The 23,167-nt window shown below is 31.5% G+C and carries 22 protein-coding genes and 2 pseudogenes; 6 read left to right on the forward strand and 18 right to left on the reverse strand.

Annotated features, from left to right (window positions below; translation table 11 throughout):
- Window positions 1–59: 59 nt before the first annotated feature.
- The 5 genes from FVE72_RS06310 to FVE72_RS06330 form a co-directional block, all read right to left on the reverse strand.
- Window positions 60–1,265, reverse strand: coding sequence for an MFS transporter (locus FVE72_RS06310; RefSeq protein WP_146966481.1), 1,206 nt, complete (start codon window positions 1,263–1,265; stop codon window positions 60–62).
- Window positions 1,266–1,524: 259 nt separating this feature from the next.
- A complete protein-coding gene (locus FVE72_RS06315; protein WP_026737697.1) occupies window positions 1,525–2,856 on the reverse strand; it encodes an FAD-dependent oxidoreductase in 1,332 nt (443 codons plus the stop codon).
- 255 nt (window positions 2,857–3,111) lie between these two features.
- Window positions 3,112–4,128 carry a tRNA dihydrouridine(20/20a) synthase DusA gene (dusA, locus tag FVE72_RS06320; protein ID WP_373920389.1) on the reverse strand — a complete coding sequence of 339 codons (1,017 nt, stop codon included), beginning with the start codon at window positions 4,126–4,128 and terminating at the stop codon, window positions 3,112–3,114.
- Entirely contained in the window at window positions 4,128–4,937 is an 810-nt protein-coding gene (locus FVE72_RS06325; protein WP_026737699.1) for a M48 family metallopeptidase, read from the reverse strand. Before FVE72_RS06325 ends, dusA begins: the two co-directional genes overlap by 1 nt.
- A gap of 17 nt (window positions 4,938–4,954) precedes the next feature.
- The gene (locus FVE72_RS06330) at window positions 4,955–5,332 is read right to left on the reverse strand and encodes a hypothetical protein (protein WP_026737700.1); all 378 of its coding nucleotides are present in this window, start codon (window positions 5,330–5,332) and stop codon (window positions 4,955–4,957) included.
- Window positions 5,333–5,511: 179 nt separating this feature from the next.
- Between FVE72_RS06330 and htpX the strand changes: the two genes are divergently transcribed.
- Entirely contained in the window at window positions 5,512–6,375 is an 864-nt protein-coding gene (htpX, locus tag FVE72_RS06335; RefSeq protein ID WP_026737701.1) for a zinc metalloprotease HtpX, read from the forward strand.
- A 21-nt stretch (window positions 6,376–6,396) separates the two neighbouring features.
- Window positions 6,397–6,828, forward strand: coding sequence for a GNAT family N-acetyltransferase (locus FVE72_RS06340; protein ID WP_026737702.1), 432 nt, complete (start codon window positions 6,397–6,399; stop codon window positions 6,826–6,828).
- A 62-nt stretch (window positions 6,829–6,890) separates the two neighbouring features.
- Here FVE72_RS06340 and FVE72_RS06345 read toward each other — a convergent pair whose 3' ends face one another.
- The 9 genes from FVE72_RS06345 to arcA all read right to left on the reverse strand — a co-directional run bounded on the left by FVE72_RS06345 (window position 6,891) and on the right by arcA (window position 17,218).
- The gene (locus FVE72_RS06345) at window positions 6,891–8,015 is read right to left on the reverse strand and encodes an aminotransferase (protein ID WP_006806527.1); all 1,125 of its coding nucleotides are present in this window, start codon (window positions 8,013–8,015) and stop codon (window positions 6,891–6,893) included.
- Window positions 8,016–8,033: 18 nt separating this feature from the next.
- The gene (arcD, locus tag FVE72_RS06350) at window positions 8,034–9,443 is read right to left on the reverse strand and encodes an arginine-ornithine antiporter (RefSeq protein WP_026737703.1); all 1,410 of its coding nucleotides are present in this window, start codon (window positions 9,441–9,443) and stop codon (window positions 8,034–8,036) included.
- Window positions 9,444–9,489: 46 nt separating this feature from the next.
- On the reverse strand, window positions 9,490–11,217 hold the full coding sequence (gene argS, locus FVE72_RS06355) for an arginine--tRNA ligase (protein ID WP_026737704.1): 1,728 nt from the start codon (window positions 11,215–11,217) through the stop codon (window positions 9,490–9,492).
- Between the two features lie 27 nt (window positions 11,218–11,244).
- Window positions 11,245–11,829: a helix-turn-helix domain-containing protein gene (locus FVE72_RS06360; RefSeq protein WP_169728677.1), complete on the reverse strand. Its 585-nt coding sequence runs from the start codon at window positions 11,827–11,829 to the stop codon at window positions 11,245–11,247.
- 80 nt (window positions 11,830–11,909) lie between these two features.
- A complete protein-coding gene (locus FVE72_RS06365) occupies window positions 11,910–12,509 on the reverse strand; it encodes a hypothetical protein (RefSeq protein ID WP_146966485.1) in 600 nt (199 codons plus the stop codon).
- Window positions 12,510–12,539: 30 nt separating this feature from the next.
- Window positions 12,540–13,937, reverse strand: coding sequence for a YfcC family protein (locus tag FVE72_RS06370; protein ID WP_026737705.1), 1,398 nt, complete (start codon window positions 13,935–13,937; stop codon window positions 12,540–12,542).
- A gap of 19 nt (window positions 13,938–13,956) precedes the next feature.
- Window positions 13,957–14,892 (reverse strand): carbamate kinase, encoded by a 936-nt coding sequence (arcC, locus tag FVE72_RS06375; RefSeq protein ID WP_026737706.1) that lies wholly within the window; start codon window positions 14,890–14,892, stop codon window positions 13,957–13,959.
- Window positions 14,893–14,894: 2 nt separating this feature from the next.
- Window positions 14,895–15,887 (reverse strand): ornithine carbamoyltransferase, encoded by a 993-nt coding sequence (gene argF / locus FVE72_RS06380; protein WP_026737707.1) that lies wholly within the window; start codon window positions 15,885–15,887, stop codon window positions 14,895–14,897.
- A 116-nt stretch (window positions 15,888–16,003) separates the two neighbouring features.
- On the reverse strand, window positions 16,004–17,218 hold the full coding sequence (gene arcA / locus FVE72_RS06385) for an arginine deiminase (RefSeq protein WP_026737708.1): 1,215 nt from the start codon (window positions 17,216–17,218) through the stop codon (window positions 16,004–16,006).
- Window positions 17,219–17,666: 448 nt separating this feature from the next.
- Between arcA and FVE72_RS11680 the strand changes: the two genes are divergently transcribed.
- From FVE72_RS11680 to FVE72_RS11485, 4 genes and pseudogenes are all read left to right on the forward strand, one after another.
- Window positions 17,667–17,975 (forward strand): hypothetical protein, encoded by a 309-nt coding sequence (locus FVE72_RS11680; protein WP_026737709.1) that lies wholly within the window; start codon window positions 17,667–17,669, stop codon window positions 17,973–17,975.
- Between the two features lie 46 nt (window positions 17,976–18,021).
- Window positions 18,022–18,345, forward strand: a pseudogene (locus FVE72_RS11480) (transposase zinc-binding domain-containing protein); the annotation flags it as partial.
- Between the two features lie 20 nt (window positions 18,346–18,365).
- Entirely contained in the window at window positions 18,366–18,656 is a 291-nt protein-coding gene (locus FVE72_RS11600) for a transposase (RefSeq protein ID WP_269472561.1), read from the forward strand.
- A gap of 13 nt (window positions 18,657–18,669) precedes the next feature.
- Window positions 18,670–19,167: a transposase gene (locus FVE72_RS11485; RefSeq protein ID WP_269472573.1), complete on the forward strand. Its 498-nt coding sequence runs from the start codon at window positions 18,670–18,672 to the stop codon at window positions 19,165–19,167.
- A 208-nt stretch (window positions 19,168–19,375) separates the two neighbouring features.
- Here FVE72_RS11485 and FVE72_RS06405 read toward each other — a convergent pair whose 3' ends face one another.
- From FVE72_RS06405 to FVE72_RS06420, 4 genes and pseudogenes are all read right to left on the reverse strand, one after another.
- The gene (locus FVE72_RS06405; protein WP_026737710.1) at window positions 19,376–20,464 is read right to left on the reverse strand and encodes a metal ABC transporter permease; all 1,089 of its coding nucleotides are present in this window, start codon (window positions 20,462–20,464) and stop codon (window positions 19,376–19,378) included.
- Window positions 20,461–21,408 (reverse strand): metal ABC transporter permease, encoded by a 948-nt coding sequence (locus FVE72_RS06410; protein WP_026737711.1) that lies wholly within the window; start codon window positions 21,406–21,408, stop codon window positions 20,461–20,463. Before FVE72_RS06410 ends, FVE72_RS06405 begins: the two co-directional genes overlap by 4 nt.
- Before the next feature lie 4 nt (window positions 21,409–21,412).
- Window positions 21,413–22,165 carry a metal ABC transporter ATP-binding protein gene (locus FVE72_RS06415; RefSeq protein WP_006806555.1) on the reverse strand — a complete coding sequence of 251 codons (753 nt, stop codon included), beginning with the start codon at window positions 22,163–22,165 and terminating at the stop codon, window positions 21,413–21,415.
- A 39-nt stretch (window positions 22,166–22,204) separates the two neighbouring features.
- Window positions 22,205–23,157, reverse strand: a pseudogene (locus FVE72_RS06420) (metal ABC transporter solute-binding protein, Zn/Mn family).
- Window positions 23,158–23,167 lie beyond the last annotated feature (10 nt).

The raw sequence follows: 23,167 nt of genomic DNA on the forward strand, positions 1-23,167 counted from the left end.
ATTCTATGTCCTTTTTTCATATGTATAATTCTTCGGAAATTTAGGTATTAAGCTAGAAGTTACTCATACATTCCCTCTTCCCTTGTAACATCCAATCCCTTTTTAATAAATATCCTGTTAAACATTATTATATACAAAACTGCTCCTATGACTGAAAATAATGACCAGGTATTTGTCATTCCTATTTTATCTGAAAAAATACCTTGTATGATGAGTAAAATTCCGACTATACAGGAATTTAAAAAATTAAATGTAGAAATTGAAGTGTTTCTGTTAGCATCATCTTTAATAATATCCGAATGCAGATAGCTTATATTTACTCCTAAAATAATTGTATTGATAATTACATGCAAAATAAAGAAAATAATTCCTGTATAGATGCTTTTTTTATCAAAGAAATTCAGAAGTAAAATAATTACAACATCCAATATTATTAATTTCAGTATTTTTTCCTGTTTTATTTTAGTTTTTGACACTATATAATTTCCGAATACAAATGCACCGACTATTATAATTTGTATAAAACCTAAAATATTTGTTTTTCTGTAAACTATGCTCCATTGATTTACGGGTCCCATATCCATTATAAAAGGAATTGTAAAAAACAGACTTATAAACAGAAATTTTTTATCAATTATTCTGAAATATTGAGTTACTACATTAGTCAAGTTACTATTTTTCCTGTTAAAATTTTTATATTCATCATTAAATATAAATACAAAAAATAATAGACAAATTATATATGCAATAACTGATAAATATATCGGATAATTTTTATTAATCTTATAAACAATTTGTAACATTAAAAAAGAGAATAATAATGACACAATGCTGCAAAATATATTAGATCTTGAAAATACTTTTTGAATAATCTCCTGTTTAAAAGAATCTTTTAATTCTATTTTTAAGCTGTTTACTATCCAACTCGATAAACAGCCTGAGTTGGCAGCAGTTGACACACCAAAAATTGCAGCACATATAAGTAATGTCGGAACATTCGTTCTAACTATCAATAGCCCTAATCCGCAAATACTTAAAACATTTGATAAAATCATAGTTATCTTTGTTCCGTATTTATCTGTAAATATGCCGAAAGGAATTTCAAATATCCCGGATACAATCCATAATATAGAAATACTTACTCCAATTACCGAAAGATTTAATCCGTTATCCATATAAAATAAATAAGACACCGGATTAAATAGTGATGTTGCTGTAAACAGTAATATTTGAGATATGTAATAAATAATAACTTTATTTTTCATATTTTTCAATAAATTACGAGATTTCAACTAAAAATTCGTAATTTATTGATACCTCCTTATAATTCAATTTTTCTGATAATCTTACATTTAATTTCCGATTTTTAAAATCAATATCTTGAAGTTCAGGAACTATCTTTCTAATTATACATCTATTATATGCCATATTATTATTTATTTGTCAAGCTATACTAATATACAAAATAAAAACGATAACTCACAGAAATCTCTTTCCGGTTATCGTTTTATTTTAATATTTTAATTATTTCAAAGAATTTAATCCTGCAAGATTTATAAAGTTCCAAGGTTTATTGTAATGAGGCTGGAAGAAGAAATCTATAAACGCAAGCTCTTCTACAGTCATTCCGTTTTGGATACATACGGATATAGTGTTAATAGACTGTGTCAAATCAGCTTTTGATGTCAACTGTGCTCCCACTATTCTTCTTGAACTTTTTTCATATACTACTTTGAAAGTCACTTTTTCATAAGTAGGCATAAACTCAGGTCTGTAGTTGTCCACCGCATAAACAAAATCAACATCCAATCCTTCACTTTTTGCTGTTTCATAAGTTAATCCTGTAGAAGACATATTGTTTTCATATATTTTGATTCCTGATGTTCCCTGAGTTCCCGGATGTTTTATTTTATTTTCGCTTAAATTCAAGGCCGCCAAAGTTCCCATTCTCACTGCATTTGTCGCAAGAGGAATATATCTGTATGTTTTCAAAGGATTGTAATAAACCGAACAGCAATCTCCTGCAGCCATTACATCATAATCGCTAGTTCTCATGTATTCATCCACTTTTATAGCTCCGTTAGGCAACATATCCAACTGTCCTTTAAATAATTGTGTATTCGGCACAAATCCTACACACATGATTACCATATCAGTTTCATATTCGTTTTTATCTGTAACTACTTTTGTTACGTTTCCGTTCTCACCTTCAAATCTGACTACTTTTTCTCCTGTAGCTATTACTATCCCTCTTTGTCTGAAAGATTCTTCAGCAATGTCCGTATATTCTTTATCAAAATATTTACTTAAAATTCTTTCTTCGGCATCTACAAGAACTACTTCTTTTCCGTTATCTCTGAATGCTTCTACCAGTTCCACTCCGATATATCCCGCACCTACAACAATTATCTTTTTGGAATGTTTTGCTCTTTCAATTATTTCATTTGAATGATTGAAGTTTTTTGAAAGCAAAATATTATTCAAATCTATCCCCTTAATAGGAGGAATTATAGGCCACGATCCCGAAGTAATGATCAACTTGTCAAAAGTTTCGTTAAATTCAATTCCTGTTTCCATATTTACTACACGAACTTTTTTACCTTTTATGTCAACATTTTTAACATCATGTTTCATTCTTGTATCTACATTTAATTCTTTCAATTTTTCAGGCGAACAGTAGAACAAACCTTGAGGATCTTTTACTACGCCTCCGACATACAATGCTATTCCGCATGAAAGGAACGAAATATTGTCATTTCTTTCAAATACTGTTATTTCAACATCCGGATTTATTCTTTTCAAGTTAAGAATTGCTGCTGTCCCCGCATGTGTACACCCTATTACAACTACTTTCATTTTTTCAAACTCTCCTTCGCAAATTATTTATTTCTTTTTTATATACAACCTTAGTATACTATAAAATTTGAAAAATGTAAAACATAAAAATGAAAATATTTTAAATTTTTTCTTGTTTTTAATCCGATTTATTCAAAACCTTTTATTTTAGGTTTAAAAAATGTTTTTTTATAAGACTTTTTACTCAACACTGTAATTTGCTAACCTTATCATTATAAAATTCTTTAAAATTACTGATTTTTTTCATAATTATCTCTATTCACTAAAATCTTTTACTTCTTTCAGTAATCTTCTTAAAGTATGAGAATCAGCTTGAGGAGCATTTATTTCTCTTTTCCAGTATTTACTTCCTTTTACCCCGTGAAAAAGTCCGTGAGTGTGCATCAAAAATAAATGCGGTCTTTTATTCTCTCTTTCCATTTTTTCCACATACAAAATCATTTTTTCAATTATTTCTTCTCTTGTAATTTCTATATTTTTTCCGTAATATTTTCCGAACTTACTTAATATCATAGGATTATCATATATTTCTCTTCCGAGCATCACAGCATCCACATATTTCAAATGTTCATCAATCTGCTCTGTTGTTTTTATCCCTCCGTTCATTTCAATATGCAGTTCAGGCTTTTCCTTTTTCAATCTGTATACTTCTTCATATCTCAGTGGCGGTATTTCTCTGTTTTGTTTAGGATCAAGTCCTTCAAGAACAGCTATTCTGGCATGAACAACATATTTTTTTACTCCTGCCTTCTGAGTGATATTGACAAAATTCAGCATATCCTCATATTTATCGAGTAAAGTCCTTTTAAAAGTTTCAGGCAATATATTTTTCCCATCAATTCCTATTCTGTGCTTTATAGAAACAGGTTTATCAGTAGCTTTTTTAATTTCCGCCACTATCTCAGCTACTGTTTCAGGAAAAGCCATTAAATAGGCTCCCATCATATTACCCGACACCCTGTCTGAAGGACATCCTACGTTCAGATTTATCTCGTCATAATTATACTTTTCGGCAATCTTTATCGCTTCGTATGCCTCTTTTTTATTTGTAACAGCAAGCTGAAGAACAATAGGATGTTCCGTATCATCAAATTCCAAAATATAGTCACTGTCGCCGTTTATGACAGCCTGTGCCGTTATCATTTCAGTATATAACAGCACATCTTTATTTATCATTCTCACAAAATTTCTGAAATTTCTGTCGGTTCTGTCTACCATAGGTGCAATACTTATAATATTTTTCATGTAAATCTTTCTTTTCCGATCTTCAATTATTTTTTATAATATTTCATAGCTTCAGGTAAAAAGTTTTTCAATGCTTCTATTCTCTTTTCCGTAGACGGATGTGTCGACAATATTTCTACATTTCTTCCTTTTTCCATTGCCATCATTCTTTCCTGAGCTTTTATAGCCTCTTCAGGATTATATCCTGCCATTGCCATAAATATCATTCCGTATTTGTCGGCTTCATATTCCTGTGTTCTGCTGAACTTCAAGAGTCCTACTGAAAGTCCCTGACCCACCAAATCATTATTTACAACAGAAGTTGCTCCTCCTGTAAGAGCATCGGCTACTTCTTTTCCAAGCATAATCAATCCTGCAGCTGTTCTTCCGCTCTGACTTTCTGCATGATGTCCTCCTATTACGTGACCTATTTCATGCCCCATAACAAAAGCTACTCCTGCATCGGTTTTTAATACCGGCATTATCCCTGTGTAAAAAGCTATTTTCCCGCCGGGAAGTGCAAAAGCATTAATGTCTTCACTTTTTATAAGATTAAACTCCCAACTCAAATCTTTTACTTTATTGCTCATTCCGTTTTCATTCATAAATTTTTCCACAGATGTCGATATTCTTCTCCCTATTGCAGCAAGTCTACGCCCGTCAGGTGTATCATTTGCAATCATGTTTTTGGAACGCAGCTTACTTATAAACTCTGAATATTGCTGTTTCGACTCTGCCACAAGACTATCATCACTTACAAGTTTAAGTTGCTTTCTCCCCGTCAAAGGTGCTGTGGTACAGCTTACAAGTGCCGTCACCCCCGTTAAAATCATTAAAATTTTAAAAATTTTTTTCATACTTTCCTCCCGTTAGATCATTTATAGTAAATAAAAAATATATAATATAATAAAATTATTATACTCACAATGTCAGATAAAATAAAGATTTTATAAAATTTTTTTATATTTCTTTTTATCAATAATACAATAATTGCAATAAGTTTTACAACTCCTGTTATAGCCATAATTAAAAGCATATAATCTTCAATTTTAAATTTATAATTTTCCCCAAAACCCGGTGAATTATACATATTCACCACTATCATTCCAAATCCGAATAAGATTTGCCAATACACAGTAATTAGTATATAATCTACTAATAATAAATTACTGATTATTTTTTTCAATTTATCATTTTTATTAAAGACTATTTTCAAAATTAAAAGCAATACTGTTGCAATTATAGTAATCATAAATTTCTCCTTAATAATTTTCATATATTTTACAATTTTTTCCCTTTTTTTTCAATATATTAATCTTTATCTTGACAATGAAAATCAAAAATAAGATTTTTAAATAATATTCATTGAAAAATAAGTTTTTATATATTATAATTAGGATATAAAAGTAATTTTTAAAAAAGGAGAATATAATGTTTGAAAACAGTTTAAAAACAGGATTGCTTATGACAGGACTTGTAGCTTTATTTGTAGCAATCGGAAGTTTATTCGGACGGGAAGGAGCATTATTGGGACTTTTAATTGCCGGAGGAATGAGCTTTTTCAGTTACTGGAACAGTGACAAACTGGTTTTAAGCTCATACAGGGCACAGGAAGTCACAGAAGTAAATAATCCGAGGTTATACAGAATGGTACAGAATCTGGCTAAAAATGCCGGTCTTCCCATGCCGAAAATTTACATTATACCCGAACAGCAGCCTAATGCTTTTGCCACAGGAAGAGATCCCCAACATGCTGCCGTAGCCTGTACACAGGGATTACTTGAAATAATGAACGATGAAGAATTATCAGGAGTCTTGGGACACGAATTGGGGCATGTAAAACATAGAGACATTTTGATAAGTACCATTGCAGCAACTTTTGCCGGTGCTATTTCCAATATAGCAAGATTTTTGCCTTATTACGGTGCAGGAACAAGGCGTCGTCGTAATGATGATAACGGAGGAACTGCAGCATTGGCGATGTTACTTTCATTATTGGCTCCTATAGGTGCTTTAATAATTCAGATGTCTATTTCAAGAAAAAGAGAATTTATGGCAGACAGAGCCGGTGCCGAATTTTCGGGAAATCCGTTATATTTAAGAAACGCTCTTGTAAAGCTTGAAACTTACAGTCAAAGAATACAGATGAATAATAGAAATCCTGCTTATTCTCATATGTTCATAGTAAATCCTTTGGCAGGATTGTCAGGCTTGGCAAATTTATTCAGAACTCACCCTTCTACCGAAGAAAGAATAAGCGAACTTGAAAAAATGGCAAGAAATAAAGGATATTAATTTTAAGAGAGGTGAATTTTAATGGCTTGGATTTGTAAAGAGTTTAACGAACTTGATGTAAATGAACTTTTTCTTATTTATAAAGAAAGAGTTGCTGTATTCGTTGTAGAACAGGAATGTCCTTATCAGGAAGTTGATGATAATGATTTAATCGCAACTCATCTTTTTAAAATCGATAATAATAAAATTACTGCTTATTGTCGTATTATTCCTGAAAATGACGGTATTCACTTAGGACGGGTATTAGTTGCAAAAAACGAAAGAAAATCGGGGGCAGGACGTGAACTTGTTTCCGAAGCATTGAAAGTTATAAAAGAAAAATGGAAAGATATGCCTATTCATGCACAGGCACAGGCGTATTTAGAGAATTTTTACAATTCTTTCGACTTTAAAGCCGTTTCGGACGTTTATCTTGAGGATAACATTCCTCATTTGGATATGATTTTGAAATAAATTTCAAAGGAAGTATATGAGAATTAAACTGTCTCTATACTTCCATTTTTTATATTTTCAGATTAATGATTATCAAACTCTCTCAAATATTCTGAAAGAGCTTTTAATCCGTTTTTCAATGTTTCGGTGTGAGTACAATAACCTAATCTTGCGTATCCCGGCATATCAAAACGATTTCCGGGAACAAGAAGAACTCCTTTTTCTTTAAGCAATTTAATACAAAATTCCTCGATTTCCAAAGGTATATCCAATTTAATAAAAGAAGTGGATACATGTCTCGGAAAAATTAATGAAACTCTCGGTTCATTTTTTACCCATTCTTTTACTATATTCAGATTTTCCGATACTATTTTTCGATTACGTTCCAAAACTGCTTCTTTATTTTTCAGTACATAAGCAGCAAGATAATCATCAAAAACTCCCATACAAATCATAGTATAATCTCTATATTTACGAAAAATATCGGTTATTTCCGGATTAGCTGCAGTCCAGCCTATTCTTATTCCGGGAATGGAATAAGTTTTGGAAAGACTGTTTGCAGAAATTCCTTTATCATATATGTCTGCAATAGCAGGTATATAAAGCCCTTCCTCCAACGGTTTGTAAACTTCATCTGAAAGAATGTAAGCACCGCAGGATTTTGCTATTTCTACCAGTTCTTTTAAAAACTCTTCTTCCATTACCGCCCCTGTAGGATTATTCGCATTATTAATACAAATCATCTTTGTATCAGGTCGAATCATTTTATGTAATTCATCCAAATCAGGCAGCCAATTTTTTTCTTCTCTTATATGCCACAAATCAACTTCTGCTCCTAAAGAACGGGGAATGTCGTATAATTGCTGATACGTAGGGTAAAGTGAAATCACATGATCTCCCGGCTCAATTAAAGAATATAGAGCCAGAAAATTTGCTCCCGTAGCTCCATTTGTCTGTAAAATCTGTTCAGGCGAAATATTTTTATACAGCATACTTACCTGTTTTTTAAATTCGGGAGAGCCTTCTATCCAGCCGTAATTCATTTTTTTATTCAATAAATCACTAAAAAATTCTTCCTGTGTTTTGCCCCCTATTTTAATAATTTCTTCTAAAGTAAACGAGGCTATTGAACTTCCTGCAATATCATAAACAGCATCATTTTCCCATACATTCAGCCACTCTTCCACTCCGAAATTTGCTATTTTCATACTATCATCTCCTTACTTTTAAACGGCTATCTGTCCTGTAAAGAGCATATAAATTGATAATAATGCTCCTATTACTATAAAAATTATTACAATGGATTCCTTTTGTGAAAATACTTTTGAAATCCCGTTTTCTTTTCTTGCTTTTGCATAAAGATATATTCCTAATATGTATACTGTCAAGCACAAAAGAAAATATCCTATTCCCGATGCCCAAATAGCCCAAAGATAAAATACCGATCCGAAGAGTCCTATAAAAAGCTGACTCCACTCTTTATTTTCATATGAATATATTACCTGATACAGAGTTACAAACAACCATGAAACAAATATTGCTGCAGTACACAATGAATACGCAAAACTGTAAGCTTTATCCGTAAACAAAAGAGTAAATACAAATGCCTGTGTCAATACTGTCATAAATAAAAGCGAGAAAGTCGGAGCTTTTTTCTCGTTTAACTCTCCGAATTTTTTAGGCAGAAGATTTCTTTTTGCCATAAGAAGTGTAGTTTCTGCAGGTAACATTGTCCATGAAAGCCAGCAACCGAAAATCGAAATAATTAATGCGATATTTACAAGAGCTGCTCCCCATGTACCTACAAGAGCCTGAAGTATATAACCCATTGCAGGTTGTCCTAATTTCGACAGTTCTTCTCTTGTCATTAACCCATAAGGCAGAATAGACGCCAAAATATATACGATTAATAATCCTGTCAATCCTAAAATTGTGGATTTTCCTACTATTGATTTCTTTTCAGCACGATCCGACATCATTGCCGCTCCTTCAATACCTACAAATACCCACATTAATACCATCATACTTTTCTGTATTTGAGAGAAAACCTGAGAAAATTCAAAATTTCCCGAAACTGTTCCCCAAAAATTTGCTGAAAATACGTCGGCTTTAAAAGATATTACCGCAATAACGATAAATAAAACTAAAGGAACCAATTTACAAACAGTAATAACGGCATTTAATATTGCGGCACTTTCCACTCCTCTGTTTACAAGGTAAAACATTAACCACAAAATAACACTTGCCGATAAAATAGATATCAGATTATTTCCCTGCCCGTATGCAGGCACAAAATAAGCTACTGCACTCATCATCATTGTAGCAAAAGCTACGTTTCCAAGCCAGGAAGATAACCAATATCCCCAACCGCTTATAAACCCTCCGAAAGGACCAAATCCTGTTTCTGCATAACTGAATATACCGCTTAAATCGGGACATTTTTCATTTAAGTTGGTTAAACTCAAACATAACATTAATACACCGAATCCTACAATTACCCAAGCCAGTAAAGCAGCACCCGGACCGGCACTTGATGCCATATCGCCCGATATACCGAAAATTCCGCTTCCCAGAGAAGAACTTATTACTAATGCTGTCAAAGCAAAAATCCCTAATTTTTTCTGTTTATTTGGCATAATTTCTCCTCCTCTATTTAATTTGAATATTATTTATAATTCTGTTTTACATCCTGTCGACCACTTCTATCCCTAATAATTGTAACCCTTCTTTTATTATATAAGCTGTTTTTTCCGCAAGTAAAAGTTTCATATAAAATCTGCTTTTATCTTCTTCTTTTAATATGGATTCTGTTGCATAAAATGTATTAAAAATTTTGGCTGTTTCAAACAGATAATCCGCTATCAGATTCGGTTTATAAGCCTCACATGCTTTCATGACCGAATAAGGAAACTTCAGTAATGCAGTAGCCAGTTCTCTTTCTTCTCCGTTAAAGTTTTCGGAAATCTGCCTATAATTTTTGTTATAATCAATATTATTTTCCTTAATTTTTCTGAAAATGGACATTATTCTCACATATGTATACTGGAGATAAGGCGAAGTATTTTCTTCAAAATTCAGAACTTTATCCCATGAAAAAGATATCGGAGTCATTCTGTTCTGACTTAAATCAAAGTATTTTACAGCTCCTATCCCTACAATTTTTCCAATTTCCTTCTTTTCTTTTTCGGACAAATCGGGATTCCTCAAATCAATGATTTTTTCGGCTTCTTTTACTGCCTGTTCAAGTATATTGATAAGCCTTATATTATTTTCTTCTGTTGCCGACGAGATAATATCATCTTCAAATCTCATAATTCCGAACCATACATGAGTTTTCTCATAAGCATATTCTTTTCCTGCCATTTCGGATATTTTAAATACCTGTCTGAAATGCTCTTTCGGCCTTTCATCCATCACATATATAGCATTTTCAATATTCAAAACATCTTTTCTGTATTTTATTGTTGCCAAATCCGTTGAAGGATAAGAAATATAATTACCGTCTTTTCTTTGAAGTATACAAGGTGTTATTTTTTCCTCTTTGGCAAAATATACTGTCAGTACACCATCATCAAGCACTGCAATTTTCTTATTTTTAAGAGATTCGAGTATTTCCGGTATCATTTCTGCATAAAAAGATTCCCCGTTATACATATCAAATTTTACGTTTAATATATTGTACACTTTTTCAAATTCTTTCAATGAGCATTTTACAAAATTTTTCCATAATTTTACGTTTTCTTTATCTCTTGCTTTCAATTTTTCCCATTCTTCTTTTGCCGAAACCTCCAATTCCGGATTTAATTGAGCCTCATCGGAAAACTTTATATATATTCTTTCCAATTCTCCTATAGGATTTTTCTTATACTCTTCTTCATCCAGCCATTTATTACATCCCACTATCAGCTTTCCAAAATGGCTTCCCCAATCTCCTAAATGATTATCTCCCAACACTTTAAAACCTACATATTCCAATATACGCTTTAAAGAATCTCCGATTATTGTACTTCTCAAATGACCTATATGCATCCTTTTGGCTATATTCGGCGAAGAATAGTCTATAATTGTCTTTTTGGAAGTATCAATCGGAAAAATATATTTTCCTTCTCCTATTTTTTTTAGTTCCTCAATAATTTTTGAATTTTTTATATATATATTTAAAAATCCGGGATCTGTAATTTCAAATTTATCGATAATATCGTTATCTTCAAATTTATCCGCTATTTCTGCGGCAATCTCTCTCGGATTTTTTTCTATTATTTTTGAATTTATCAAAGCAAAATTAGTCTGAAAATCGGCAAATTCCTTCTTTGACGAATATTGAATTTCGACCTTTTGAGAATTTTTACCGAATATCTTCTCAATATTTTTATTTAATATATCTTCGACTTTAATTATTATCGGTTTCATCTTGCCCTCCATTTCCGTTAAGTATTATCAAATTTCTGCTTTCACATTTTTCCTCAAATCTGTAGGCGTTATATTTTTCAATTTAAAAAAATTATTATTAAATGTTTTAACGGTATTATATCCTAATTCAAAAGAAATATCAATAATACTTTTGTCGGTTGTAACCAATAATTCACAGGCTTTATTAATTCTTAAAAAATTCAGAAAGTCGATAAATCTTTTGCCGGAATACGACATTAAAATCTTATTCAATTTTGTATCGGTAATATTGAATTTGTTTGTTACATCGTTAATAGTGATTTCCTGAGTATAATTATTCTGAATATAATTTACTATTTCATAGACGAGCTTCTGTTCTTTTTCATTAAATATTCTATATATATTTTTGTAATATTCCCTATAAGCATTAGGCTTCATCTGTAAATATTTATTACATAATTTGGATATATGTGCTCCGTCTACAAACCCTACGGAATAGGCTATTTCTTCAATATTAAGATCAGTATATACAAGCAGATTCAATGCTTTAGAAATCCTCATATGCCTTAATAACTCGTTAAATGTAAATCCTGTAACTTCTTCCAAATATTTTGTTATAGACGACTCACTCATAAAAAACATTACTGAAAGTTTATTTAATGTCAATTTTTCATTTAGATGTGCATAGATGTACTTAATAATATTATTTTCGATTATCTTTTTTTTTTTGGCAGATTATCTTTTTCGGAAATAATCTTTTTAGCGATAAGTATTACTAATTCTGTTAATTTATTTGTTATATATACTTTACTTAAATCAAAATCATTTTCTTCATCAAATTTTTTCTTATCGGAAATTTTATCAAAATTCGAAAATGATTCTATTTCTATTTCATTTTTTATTTCGTAAAATATATTTTTTATAATTTTTGCTTCTTTATCATCAAAATATACAAAAGGAATTTCTTTTATAAGTGAAAAAATATGTGTCTTATTTTTTTTGTACCTGTTCAACACATTTAATATTAAACTATTAAAAATCGAATTATAAGATATTTCCATTATTTCCAGCGATTCGTTCACTTTTGTTATTTCCACTATTTCCCAAGGAAAAACAGCCAAGAGAGTATTGGGAATAATCTCATACTCTCTTTCATAGACTTTTATTTTTCCTGTCCCTTTACTGAAAAAGAACAATTTCGATACGCTGTATATAGTCGGTGAAACCGGATTTTCAACATATTCGGCATCAAACGAATACAATTTATAATGTTTGTAACTCGACTGAAATTGTAAATCCAATTCGTTAAACATCAAATTTCCTCACTATATCTAATTTATTTATTATCTGATAAACATCATTGCTGCTGTTAATATAACTACATCAGCAATAATTATTGCTGCAATAAGTTTTCCTACAAATTTTAACCATGTTCCGTATTGCATTTTACCTATTGCAAGACCTCCCATAACAACCCCTGATGTAGGTGTTATAAGGTTTATAACTCCTGAAGCCGCACTGAATATTAATACCATAACTTCAGCACTGTATCCTAAAGTAGATGTCAAAGGTCCCAATACAGGGAATGCAACTGAAGCCAATCCCGATGTAGAAGGAATTAAGAATGACAATACCAAGAATAACACATATGAAGCCGGTGCAAATATAACAGGGGATAATCCTTTTAATGCTGTTGAAGCAGATTCCAAAATAAATGTATCAAATTTTGTAGCAGCCATTAATACAGAAGCACCTCTAGCAACTGCTATTATCAATACAACACTTAGTATATCTTTTACTCCGTCCATAAAAGAATCTATAATTTCAGATTCTTTAAATCTGTTAATTACACCTATTACAATTGCAGCAATTAAGAACCACATTGATAATTCACCAAAATACCATTTTCCTAAAGGAGTTCCTGTTAAGAAACTGGACCAACCTACAAAAATATTTATTCCAAAGTTTTCCCATGGTATTAATGAAATTACCATTATAATAAATGTTATCCCGAATACTATTAATGTAGCTCTTGTTTTTCCTGTAAATTCTATATTATCAAAATTTGCATGTCCAAAATGCTCATGCATATCATTTTGTTCCTGTAATGACAAAATAGTAGAACCTTTTTCAGCTTTTACTTTTTTAGCATATCTTAACACATAGAAAATAGCCATTAATAGAGCAGTAAGCCATAATATAGCTCCCAATACTATTACAGTTGCACTATTATATTGGATTCCTTTTTCTTTTAATGCATCAAGAGCAACTCCCACTGCAAACGGATTTACTGTAGATCCTAAAACTCCGACTCCTGCACCAAGCATTATTGTTGCAACTCCCACAGTAGTATCAAAACCTGCAGCAACCATTGTAGAACAGATTAACACATAAAATGCAACTGTTTCTTCTGCCATTCCGTAAGTAGTTCCACCTATGGAAAATAAAATCATCAATATAACAATTAAGACAAGTTCATTTCCTTTAAGTTTTTTTACTAAAGCTCCTATTCCTGCATCTAAAGCTCCTGTTTTAGTAACTACTCCTAAAAATCCTCCAAGTAATAATATAAATATACATACATCAATAGCTTCTTTAAATCCGTTAAAAGGTGCCATTACTACTGTTGCCAACGAAGCATCTTGTACTTGAGGAAATAGATATGTTAAAATTGCCAAAGCAAATATTATTAAAAACAATATCGAAAAAGCTGATAACTGAATACCTTTTTTCTTAGCCATATTTTTCTCCTACTTTCATTTAAAATTTAATAACAGTTCCTGTATTTCCTGCCAAAGCAGAACCTGCATTTTGTAATGAAGTTATTATTGCCTGTCCATTTTTATTATTTTTTACATATTCTACACAAGCTTCTATTTTCGGTAGCATACTTCCTTTGGCAAAATGACCTTCATCAATATATTTTTTAACTTCTTCAGTATTTATAACATCCAATTCTTTTTGATCAGGTTTATTATAGTTAATATAAACTTTGTCAACTGCTGTCAATATTACAAGCATGTCAGCTTTTAAGTCAGCAGCAAGTTTTGAACTTGATTTATCTTTGTCTATAACAGAGTCAACACCTTTGTAACGACCATTTTCTTCTATTACAGGTATTCCTCCTCCGCCTACAGTTATTACAACTGTACCATTATTTACAAGTGTTTCCACTTCTTCAAGTTCAACTATTCTTTTAGGTAACGGAGAAGGTACTACTCTTCTGTATCCTCTTCCCGCATCTTCTACAAATGTAAATCCTTTTTCGGCTGCTATTTTGTCAGCTTCTTCTTTACTGTAGAACATACCTATAGGTTTTGTAGGATTAGTGAAAGCAGGGTCATCTTTATCGACAACTACCTGAGTAACTAATGTTACAACACCTTTTTTAATATTTTGAGCCTGCAATTCTTCTCTTATTGCCTGTTGAAGATGATATCCTATATAACCCTGACTCATCGCGCCGCATTCTGCAAAAGGCATATAAGGAGTTTTTACTTCTCCGTTTGCAGCGTAATCCATTGCCAAGTTTATCATTCCCACTTGAGGACCGTTTCCATGACCTATTATAACTTCATATCCCTCTTTGATCATATCAACGATTGATTTTGCAGTATTTTTTACTAATTGCAACTGCTCTTCAGGAGAATTTCCTAAAGCGTTTCCGCCAAGTGCTACTACTACTCTTTTCGCCATTATTATTTCAATGTAGCATACATAACTGCTTTAATTGTATGCATTCTGTTTTCAGCTTGGTCGAATACTTTTGATTGAGGGCTTTCAAAAACTTCGTCTGTAACTTCCATTTCAGGCAATCCAAATTTATCGTTAATTTCTTTTCCGATAGTTGTTTTCAAATCGTGGAATGAAGGTAAGCAGTGCAAGAAGATTGTTGTATCTTTAGCATAGCTCATAGCCTGTTTGTTTACTTGGAATTTTTTCAATTCTTTAATTCTTTGTTCCCAAACTTCATCAGGTTCTCCCATAGATACCCATATGTCAGTGTAGATAACATCAGCATCTGTACATGCTTCTTTTACATCTTCAGTAAATCTTATTTTACTTCCGCTTTCTTTTGCAATAGCTTCAGCTTGAGCTATCAATTCAGGAGTAGGTTTTAAATCTTTAGGTCCGCATGCAGTAAAGTTCAATCCCATTTTAGCACATGCTATTAATAAAGAGTTACCCATATTGTTTCTTGTATCTCCCATGTAAACAAAGTTGATTCCTTTTAAGTATCCGAAGTTTTCTTCGATTGTTAATAAGTCAGCTAACATTTGAGTAGGATGAAATTCGTTTGTCAATCCGTTCCATACAGGTACTCCTGCATTTGCAGCCAATTCTTCAACTATAGTTTGATCAAATCCTCTATATTCGATACCGTCATACATTCTTCCCAAAACACGTGCAGTATCTTCGATGCTTTCTTTTTTACCCATTTGAGAACTTCCCGGATCAAGGTAAGTAACTCCCATTCCTAAATCCATTCCTGCTACTTCAAATGAACATCTTGTACGTGTAGATGTTTTTTCAAATAAAAGAACTATGTTTTTTCCTTCCAAATATTTGTGAGGTGTTCTTGTTAATTTTAATTCTTTAAAGTTTTTTGATAAGTCCAACAAATATCTTATATCGGAACTTGTGAAATCCAACAATTTCAAATAATTTCTTCCTGCTAAATTTTTAGGCATTTAAATCATCCTCTCTCTTATTTTTAAAATTATTTTTACAACCAATCAACCGGCTATGAAATAGTCGGTTAATTGATTTTATTATAGCATATTTTTGTTATTTTGAATTTAATTTTTTAGTCTTCTCTGACTAAAGGCATACTCATACATCTAGGGCCTCCACGTCCTCTGGACAATTCAGCACTCGGCATTTCAAGAACTTTTAATCCTGCACGTCTTAAAAGTTCATTTGTTACATCGTTTCTTTCATAAACGACGATAACTCCCGGAGCTATACATAATGTATTCGATCCGTCGTTCCATTGTTCTCTTTCAGCAGCGATTCTGTCTTCTCCACCGCATTTGATCAATGTAACATTAGGTACTCCCAAGTATTTTTCAAGGATTGATTTTAATGTATCCTGTAATAATTTAACTTCTATTTTATTTCCATTTTTAGTTAATTCGTAAACTTCCAACGGTCCCATAATATTAGGGTGAATAGTAAATTTATCATGATCTATTTGTGTAAATACTGTATCCAAGTGCATGAACGCTCTTGTTTCAGGTATTTTAAACGCTAATATAGTTTTTATAGAGCTGTCGCTTGAATCAAATATATTTTTAGCAATCTGATCTATTGCTGCAGCTTGAGTACGTTGAGAAATACCTATTGCAAGAACTTTATCATTCAAGTTAAGTATATCTCCACCTTCAATATGGAATTGATTATCTCTTTCATAGAAATAAGGTACTTTTCCTTTATAATCATTATGATGTTTGAAAATGTAATCTGCATAAATTGTTTCTCTGTTTCTTGTTACTGAATACATTTTATTCAAACTCACTCCGTGCCCTATTGAAGCGAAAGGATCACGCGTGAAATATAGGTTAGGCATAGGATCCAAAATTAATTCATTTTCATCAATTAATTTTGAAATCAATGAATCGGAATTTAATTTTAATTCTCCGTATTTTACCCCTTCCATTGTTTTCATAATCAGTTCTTTGTTATCAGTATAAGATTCAAAAAGTTTCATTAAAGCTTCTCTATATTCAGGAACTAAAACTCCGCCTTCTGTTATAAATTGTTCAAGAAACTGTTTTTTCAAATCAGGACATTGTGATATTGTTTCAGCTGCCAAATCTTCAAGATACACAACTTCTACACCGTTTTCTCTAAGAATTTGTGCAAAAGCATCGTGTTCCTGTTGTGCAACTTTTAGGAAAGGTATATCATCAAATAACAATCTTTCCAAAGTATCCGGTGTCAAGTTCAACAATTCTTTTCCCGGTCTGTGCAATAAAACTTTTTTCAACGGTTTTATTTCACTTTTTACATTAATTGCCATGTTTAACTTACCTCCTCGTAAGAAAATGAAATTTTATTTTACCGAAACTTATTTCACTTCTTACCTGCTTCAATAGTAAAAAGCCGAAAATGAAATATTTTTTCATTTTTGAAATAATTTCTGTAATTACATTTTTATTATACTTTCAAAAAAGAAAATTGTAAGGAAATTTTTCCCTCTTTTTTTTGTATAATTAATATTTTTAATTTTTTCATAAATTTTTTTTATGAAAAAAGTGATTTTTATAATTTTATTCAATGTAATATTTTGTTTTATTTTATATATGTTGAATTTCATTTTTCAGTAATTGTCATTTCTAAATCATTAACAATATATATATATATATATATATTGTATATTGACTTTTTCTGAAAACATGTTATAAATAATTTAAATAAGTTTATTTAAAAAAAATACTTGAAATTAAGGATAAGGAGGTGAACATATTATGTCTTTGGATCCTAAAACTATACTTTCTCCTAAGGGTAAAGTAGAAAATATTGAAATAATAGAACAGAACACTGATTATACAATTGCTATCTTAAGCTGGGAAGGAAAAGATACCATTGCTGCCAGATGGAATCCTACTGAAGAAAATACAATGGGAATTCCTCAATCAAGAGGTTATGCGACTTGGTTTATACTTCCCGATACTATCTTAAAGTCATATTTAAAAGAAAATACGGATAATCCTGTAATTAAAAATTCAGTGCGGATTTTAAATCTATTAATTCATTTATTAAAAAATGAAAAGTAAAAAAAGCCGAATTGAAATTCGGCTGATTTTTTTGTATACTGTATTTATGACTAGTAAACACTTTATACAAAATAAACTGAAAACTATCTTCAGTAATAAAAACATTGTACTAAATTCTTTAAACTTTTGCAAGAAAAATTATCTTAACCCTAAACACCTTCAATATATTAAATTTTCTATCTCTAAATTTCTTGCTTGTAGAGATTTATCCAAAGGCTTCGTTTCTTTCAAATGCCCTAACTGTCCTATTACTCACAAATTCCCTCTTTCCTGTAAATCCAGACTCTGTCCTTCTTGCGGTTACAAATATTCTCAACTTTGGACTGATAATATTCATAAACATATTCTAAACATTCCTCACAGACATGTTCTTTTTACTATTCCTAAAGCATGCAGAATATTTCTAAAAAGAATAAAAGAATTAATAAAATTTCCAAATCTTCTAAATATTACTTCACTGATTCTGATATTCTTCATTATGGTCTTATTTCTGTTATTCATACTTTCGGGCGTGATTTAAAATGGAATCCTCATATTCACGCTATCGTTTCTCTCGGAGGATTTAATAAAAATTTTGATTTTAAAAAACTTGAATACTTTAATGTTGATACTATTGCAGCTCAATGGAAATATCACGTCCTTGATATTATTTCTAAGGGAACTATCCTAATCAAAAATTAAAAGATTAGCTAAAATTACTGTCAATAAGCTATATAGTCAAAATGCAAGATTCTTTTTTAATGTCAGAAGCGGTGATGTCAATAACACCAAAGGTATTATCAAATACTTAGGTCGATATCTTGCACGTTCTCCTATTGCTGAGTATAAAATTACTGATATTACTGACAATGAAGTTACTTTCTTTTACAATGATTTAGCTAATGATAAACAAAAAACATTTATTACTATGCCTATTCAAAAATTTATTTCCCAAATTTTAATCCATGTACCTCCTAAAAATTTTAAAATGGTTAATAGATATGGACTATATGCAAGACATATTTCCAATAAGCTAAAAAGAGCTGTTATTCCTTTTAAGAAGAATATTGTCCCTAATAAATTTTCTTTTTATCAAAGACAAACATTTAAAACTTTCGGTATAAATCCTTTCTATTGTCCTATATGTAACATTAGAATGATTGTATGGGAATTTTATCATTATTTATATCCCAAACCTAAAAGATATTATTAAATCTTTTTAATCCAACTATGTTGGATATTTTGTCATACATTTTTTTTGATAAAAAGATAATAAAGAGGCTTACGCCTCTTATATAATTTGCAAAACATATCATTGAATTTGATTTCTAATCATTTATTTAATCATTAAATTTAAATTTACTTTCCTTAGGAATAAAAGTGAAGCTGTCTCAAAATGTACTACGAGACAGCTTTAATTTTTATCTGATATATTCCCTACCCTTATCCGAAATTTTAAATATTCCGTTATCTACATATATAAGTTTTCTGTCTTTTGCTTTTTCCGATATTTTCTCAAAAAAACTCTTTTCCCAACGCAAATGATACTCCATTGTATCGATTCCGCATTCTTCTTTTTCTTCAGCAGTATCTTTGTGATTTAAAATATGGATTAACAGCATTTTTGTGGAAAACTCGATTTTCTGATTTTTTTTACGTCTGAATGTGGAAACAAGTCCGCTTTTAGGGGAAACAATCAGTACAACAATAAATATTGCTCCTATTACTACCGCAATCATTCCCGCTATGGAAACATCCCACGCACTTGCCAGGAAAAATCCGATTACACTTGATATTGCCCCTAAAACAACACTCAAAAACATCATCATTTTCAGATTATTTGTCAATAAATAAGCTGTTATAGGCGGTCCGATCATAAATGCGACTACCAATATCGAACCTACCGCTTCAAAAGAAGCTACTGAAGTCATAGACACAAGCGACATCAGCATATAATGGATTAATATTGGTTTCATTCCCAAAGTTGCTGCAAGAACTCTGTCAAAAGTGGATATTTTCAACTCTTTAAAAAATATCACGACAAACAGGAAATTTATAAGAAATATTCCGAATGTAGTTACTAATCCTTTTACAACAGTAACTCCAAATATTTTTGCAGTGTTAAAAGGAGCAAAAGCCAATTCTCCCAACAATACCGAATCAACGTCCAGATGAACATTTGAAGCGTATTTGGATATTAATATTACGGCTATACTGAATAACAAGGGAAAAACAACTCCTATTGCCGAATCCTCTTTTACAAGCCTTGTAGAATTTAAAAGTTCTACAAGATAAACTGTCAAAACTCCTACTATTCCTGCTCCTACGATAAGAAAAGGCGAACTCAAATCATGAACCATAAAGAAAGCTATTACAATTCCGAGCAAAATAGTGTGAGTTATAGCATCAGATACCATTGCCATGCTTTTCAGTACGAGAAACGTTCCTAAAATAGAACACGATCCCGCAACACAAATAGCTATAAGTTGTATTGTCAATCCTGCACTCATGATTTTATACCCCCTTTCAAGCTGCTCAATTCGGATTTTTTATTTTTAAGTTTTTCACTAAGCATTTTTCTTTTTTTTCTGTTCATTGAAAATTTGAATATTATTCCTCTTTTCGGAGAAAAAAGTATACTGAAAATCACTATCAGACTTATTATCAAAACTATAACAGGTCCTGTAGGAAGATTGCTTTCGGTAATACTCACAAGTGTTCCTGTCAATCCGGCAAATCCTCCGAATATCCCCGATAAAATAACCATTACCGATAGCTTGTCGGTCCACTGTCTTGCCGCTACTGCCGGAGAAATAATCATCGCACTTATCAGTATTACTCCTGCTGCCTGAATCCCTATTATAACTGTAACTACAATCAGAACAGAAATAGATATACCTATTTTTTTGCTTGGAAATCCTAATGTTCTGGCAAATTCTGCATCAAAAGAAACAATTTTAAATTCCTTCCAAAATAGAATTATTATAGCCAACAGCAATAATCCCGTATAAAACATAAGTTTTACATCACGTTCCACAAAAGTGGATGCCTGTCCGAAAATAAATCTGTTCAGTCCCGATTTGTTTGCTCCGGGTAATTTATTCAAATAAGAAAGCAATACAAGACCCAACCCGAAAAATACCGACAATATAAATGCCAATGCACTGTCAAATTTTATTTTGGTATAGTTCTGTATAAGATAAATCAATCCTATACAGACTATTCCTATAAACAAAGCTCCCAACAAAAGAATTTCGGTATTTTTTATATGAGTTATCATAAAAGCAAGACATACTCCGGGCAACGAAGCATGTGAAACAGCATCTCCGAGCAAACTCTGTTTTCTTAAAATCGCAAAGCATCCAAGCACTCCCGATACTATTCCCAAGAGCATACATCCCATTGCAATAGTTCTGAAAGTATAATCACTTACAAGAAGGCTTATTATATTCATAATATTACGCCTCCTTTTCAGATAAAAACTTGCTTTTATAAGTTTTTTCTATATTTTCCTGAGTAAACACTTCATTTACAGGTCCTGAAGCCACAACAGAAACATTAATAAAAGTAACATAGTCAAAGTAATTTTTCACAGTTTGAAGATCATGATGAACTACTATTACAGTTTTACCGTCATCTCTTAACTTTTTCAGTATATTTACTATGGATTTTTCAGTTTTACTGTCGACTCCCTGAAAAGGCTCGTCCATAAAATATATTTCAGCATCCTGAACCAAAGCTCTTGCCAAAAATACTCTCTGTTGCTGTCCTCCTGACAACTGGCTTATCTGTCTGCTTTTAAACTCTTCCATTTCTACTTGACGAATAGCTTCTTCAGTTTTCTCTTTGTCTATTTTTCTTATTCTTTTTAACCATCCTACTTTTCCGTATCTTCCCATTTCCACTACATCAAAAACAGTAGTCGGAAAATCCCAGTCGACACTTCCTCTTTGAGGCACATATGCTATTTTACTTCTTACTTTATTATATTTTTCTCCGTAAAAATGCACTTCTCCCGTAGCCGGCTTCAACAGATTCAGCATTGCTTTTATCAATGTAGATTTTCCCGCTCCGTTAGGACCTACAACTGCCATTAATACACCTTTTTTTACTTCCAATTCAATATCCCATAAAACGGGTTTGTCCTCATAGGCAACTGTCAAATCCTCCACTTTAATTATAATTTCTTTTGTAATATCTTTTTCAGCCATATTTTTCCCCTTATTTACACTTCACACAAAGTTATGTTCTTATTTTAAAGCATTTGAAATAGTATCAGCATTAGCTTTTACTGTTTTAATATAAGTTTCTGTATTATGAGCTTCATCTCCCAATGAATCCGAATATAATTCTCCACCTATTTTTACTTCTTTTCCTTTAGCTTTTACAGCTTCCTGCAATGCTTCTATACTTTTTTTAGGAACTGAAGATTCAATAAATATTGATTTTATATCATTTTCTACTATAAAGTTCGCCAAATCACTTATATTTTTACTTCCTGTTTCAGAGTCTGTAGAAACTCCCTGTATAGCTTTTACCTGTAATCCGAACTGTTTTGCAAAATATCCGAAAGCATCGTGAGCAGTTACAAGAACTCTGCTTTTTTCAGGTATTTCATTTATTTTTGCTTTTACATAATTTGTCAATTCTGTTAAATCCGCTTTATATTTATCAAGATTTCCTTTATAATAGCTACTGTTTGAAGGATCCATTTTACTTAATTCGGCTTCAACAGCATCAGCTTCTTTAGCCCACAATTCTGTATCGAACCATACGTGAGGATCAGGCGTATTTCCTTCTACATAGGCTATTTTACTTTTATCCAAAGCATCTCCTACGTTCAATACTACTTTCCCTTGAGAAGTCAGTTTTTCAAAAATTTCAACCATTTTTCCTTCCAAGTGCAATCCTCCGTAAACTACCAAATCTGCATTGGACAATTTATCAATATCTCCTGCACTTGCAGTATATAAGTGGGGGTCTACTCCTTCTCCCATTAATCCTGTAACTTCGACTTTATCTCCGCCTATGGTTTTTATAAGGTCTACGAGCATTGTTGTTGTCGTCGTAACTTTTATTTTTTTACCTGTTTCAGTTTTAGTCATTGCATCTTTTTTTCTCCGTCGCCTTCTTTTTTACCGCAGGCAAGTAATCCTATCATCATTATCCCGAACATAATTAAAAATTTAAAACTTTTTTTCAAATTAACTTTC

It is taken from the genome of Pseudoleptotrichia goodfellowii (assembly GCF_007990505.1).
GTDB lineage: Bacteria > Fusobacteriota > Fusobacteriia > Fusobacteriales > Leptotrichiaceae > Pseudoleptotrichia > Pseudoleptotrichia goodfellowii.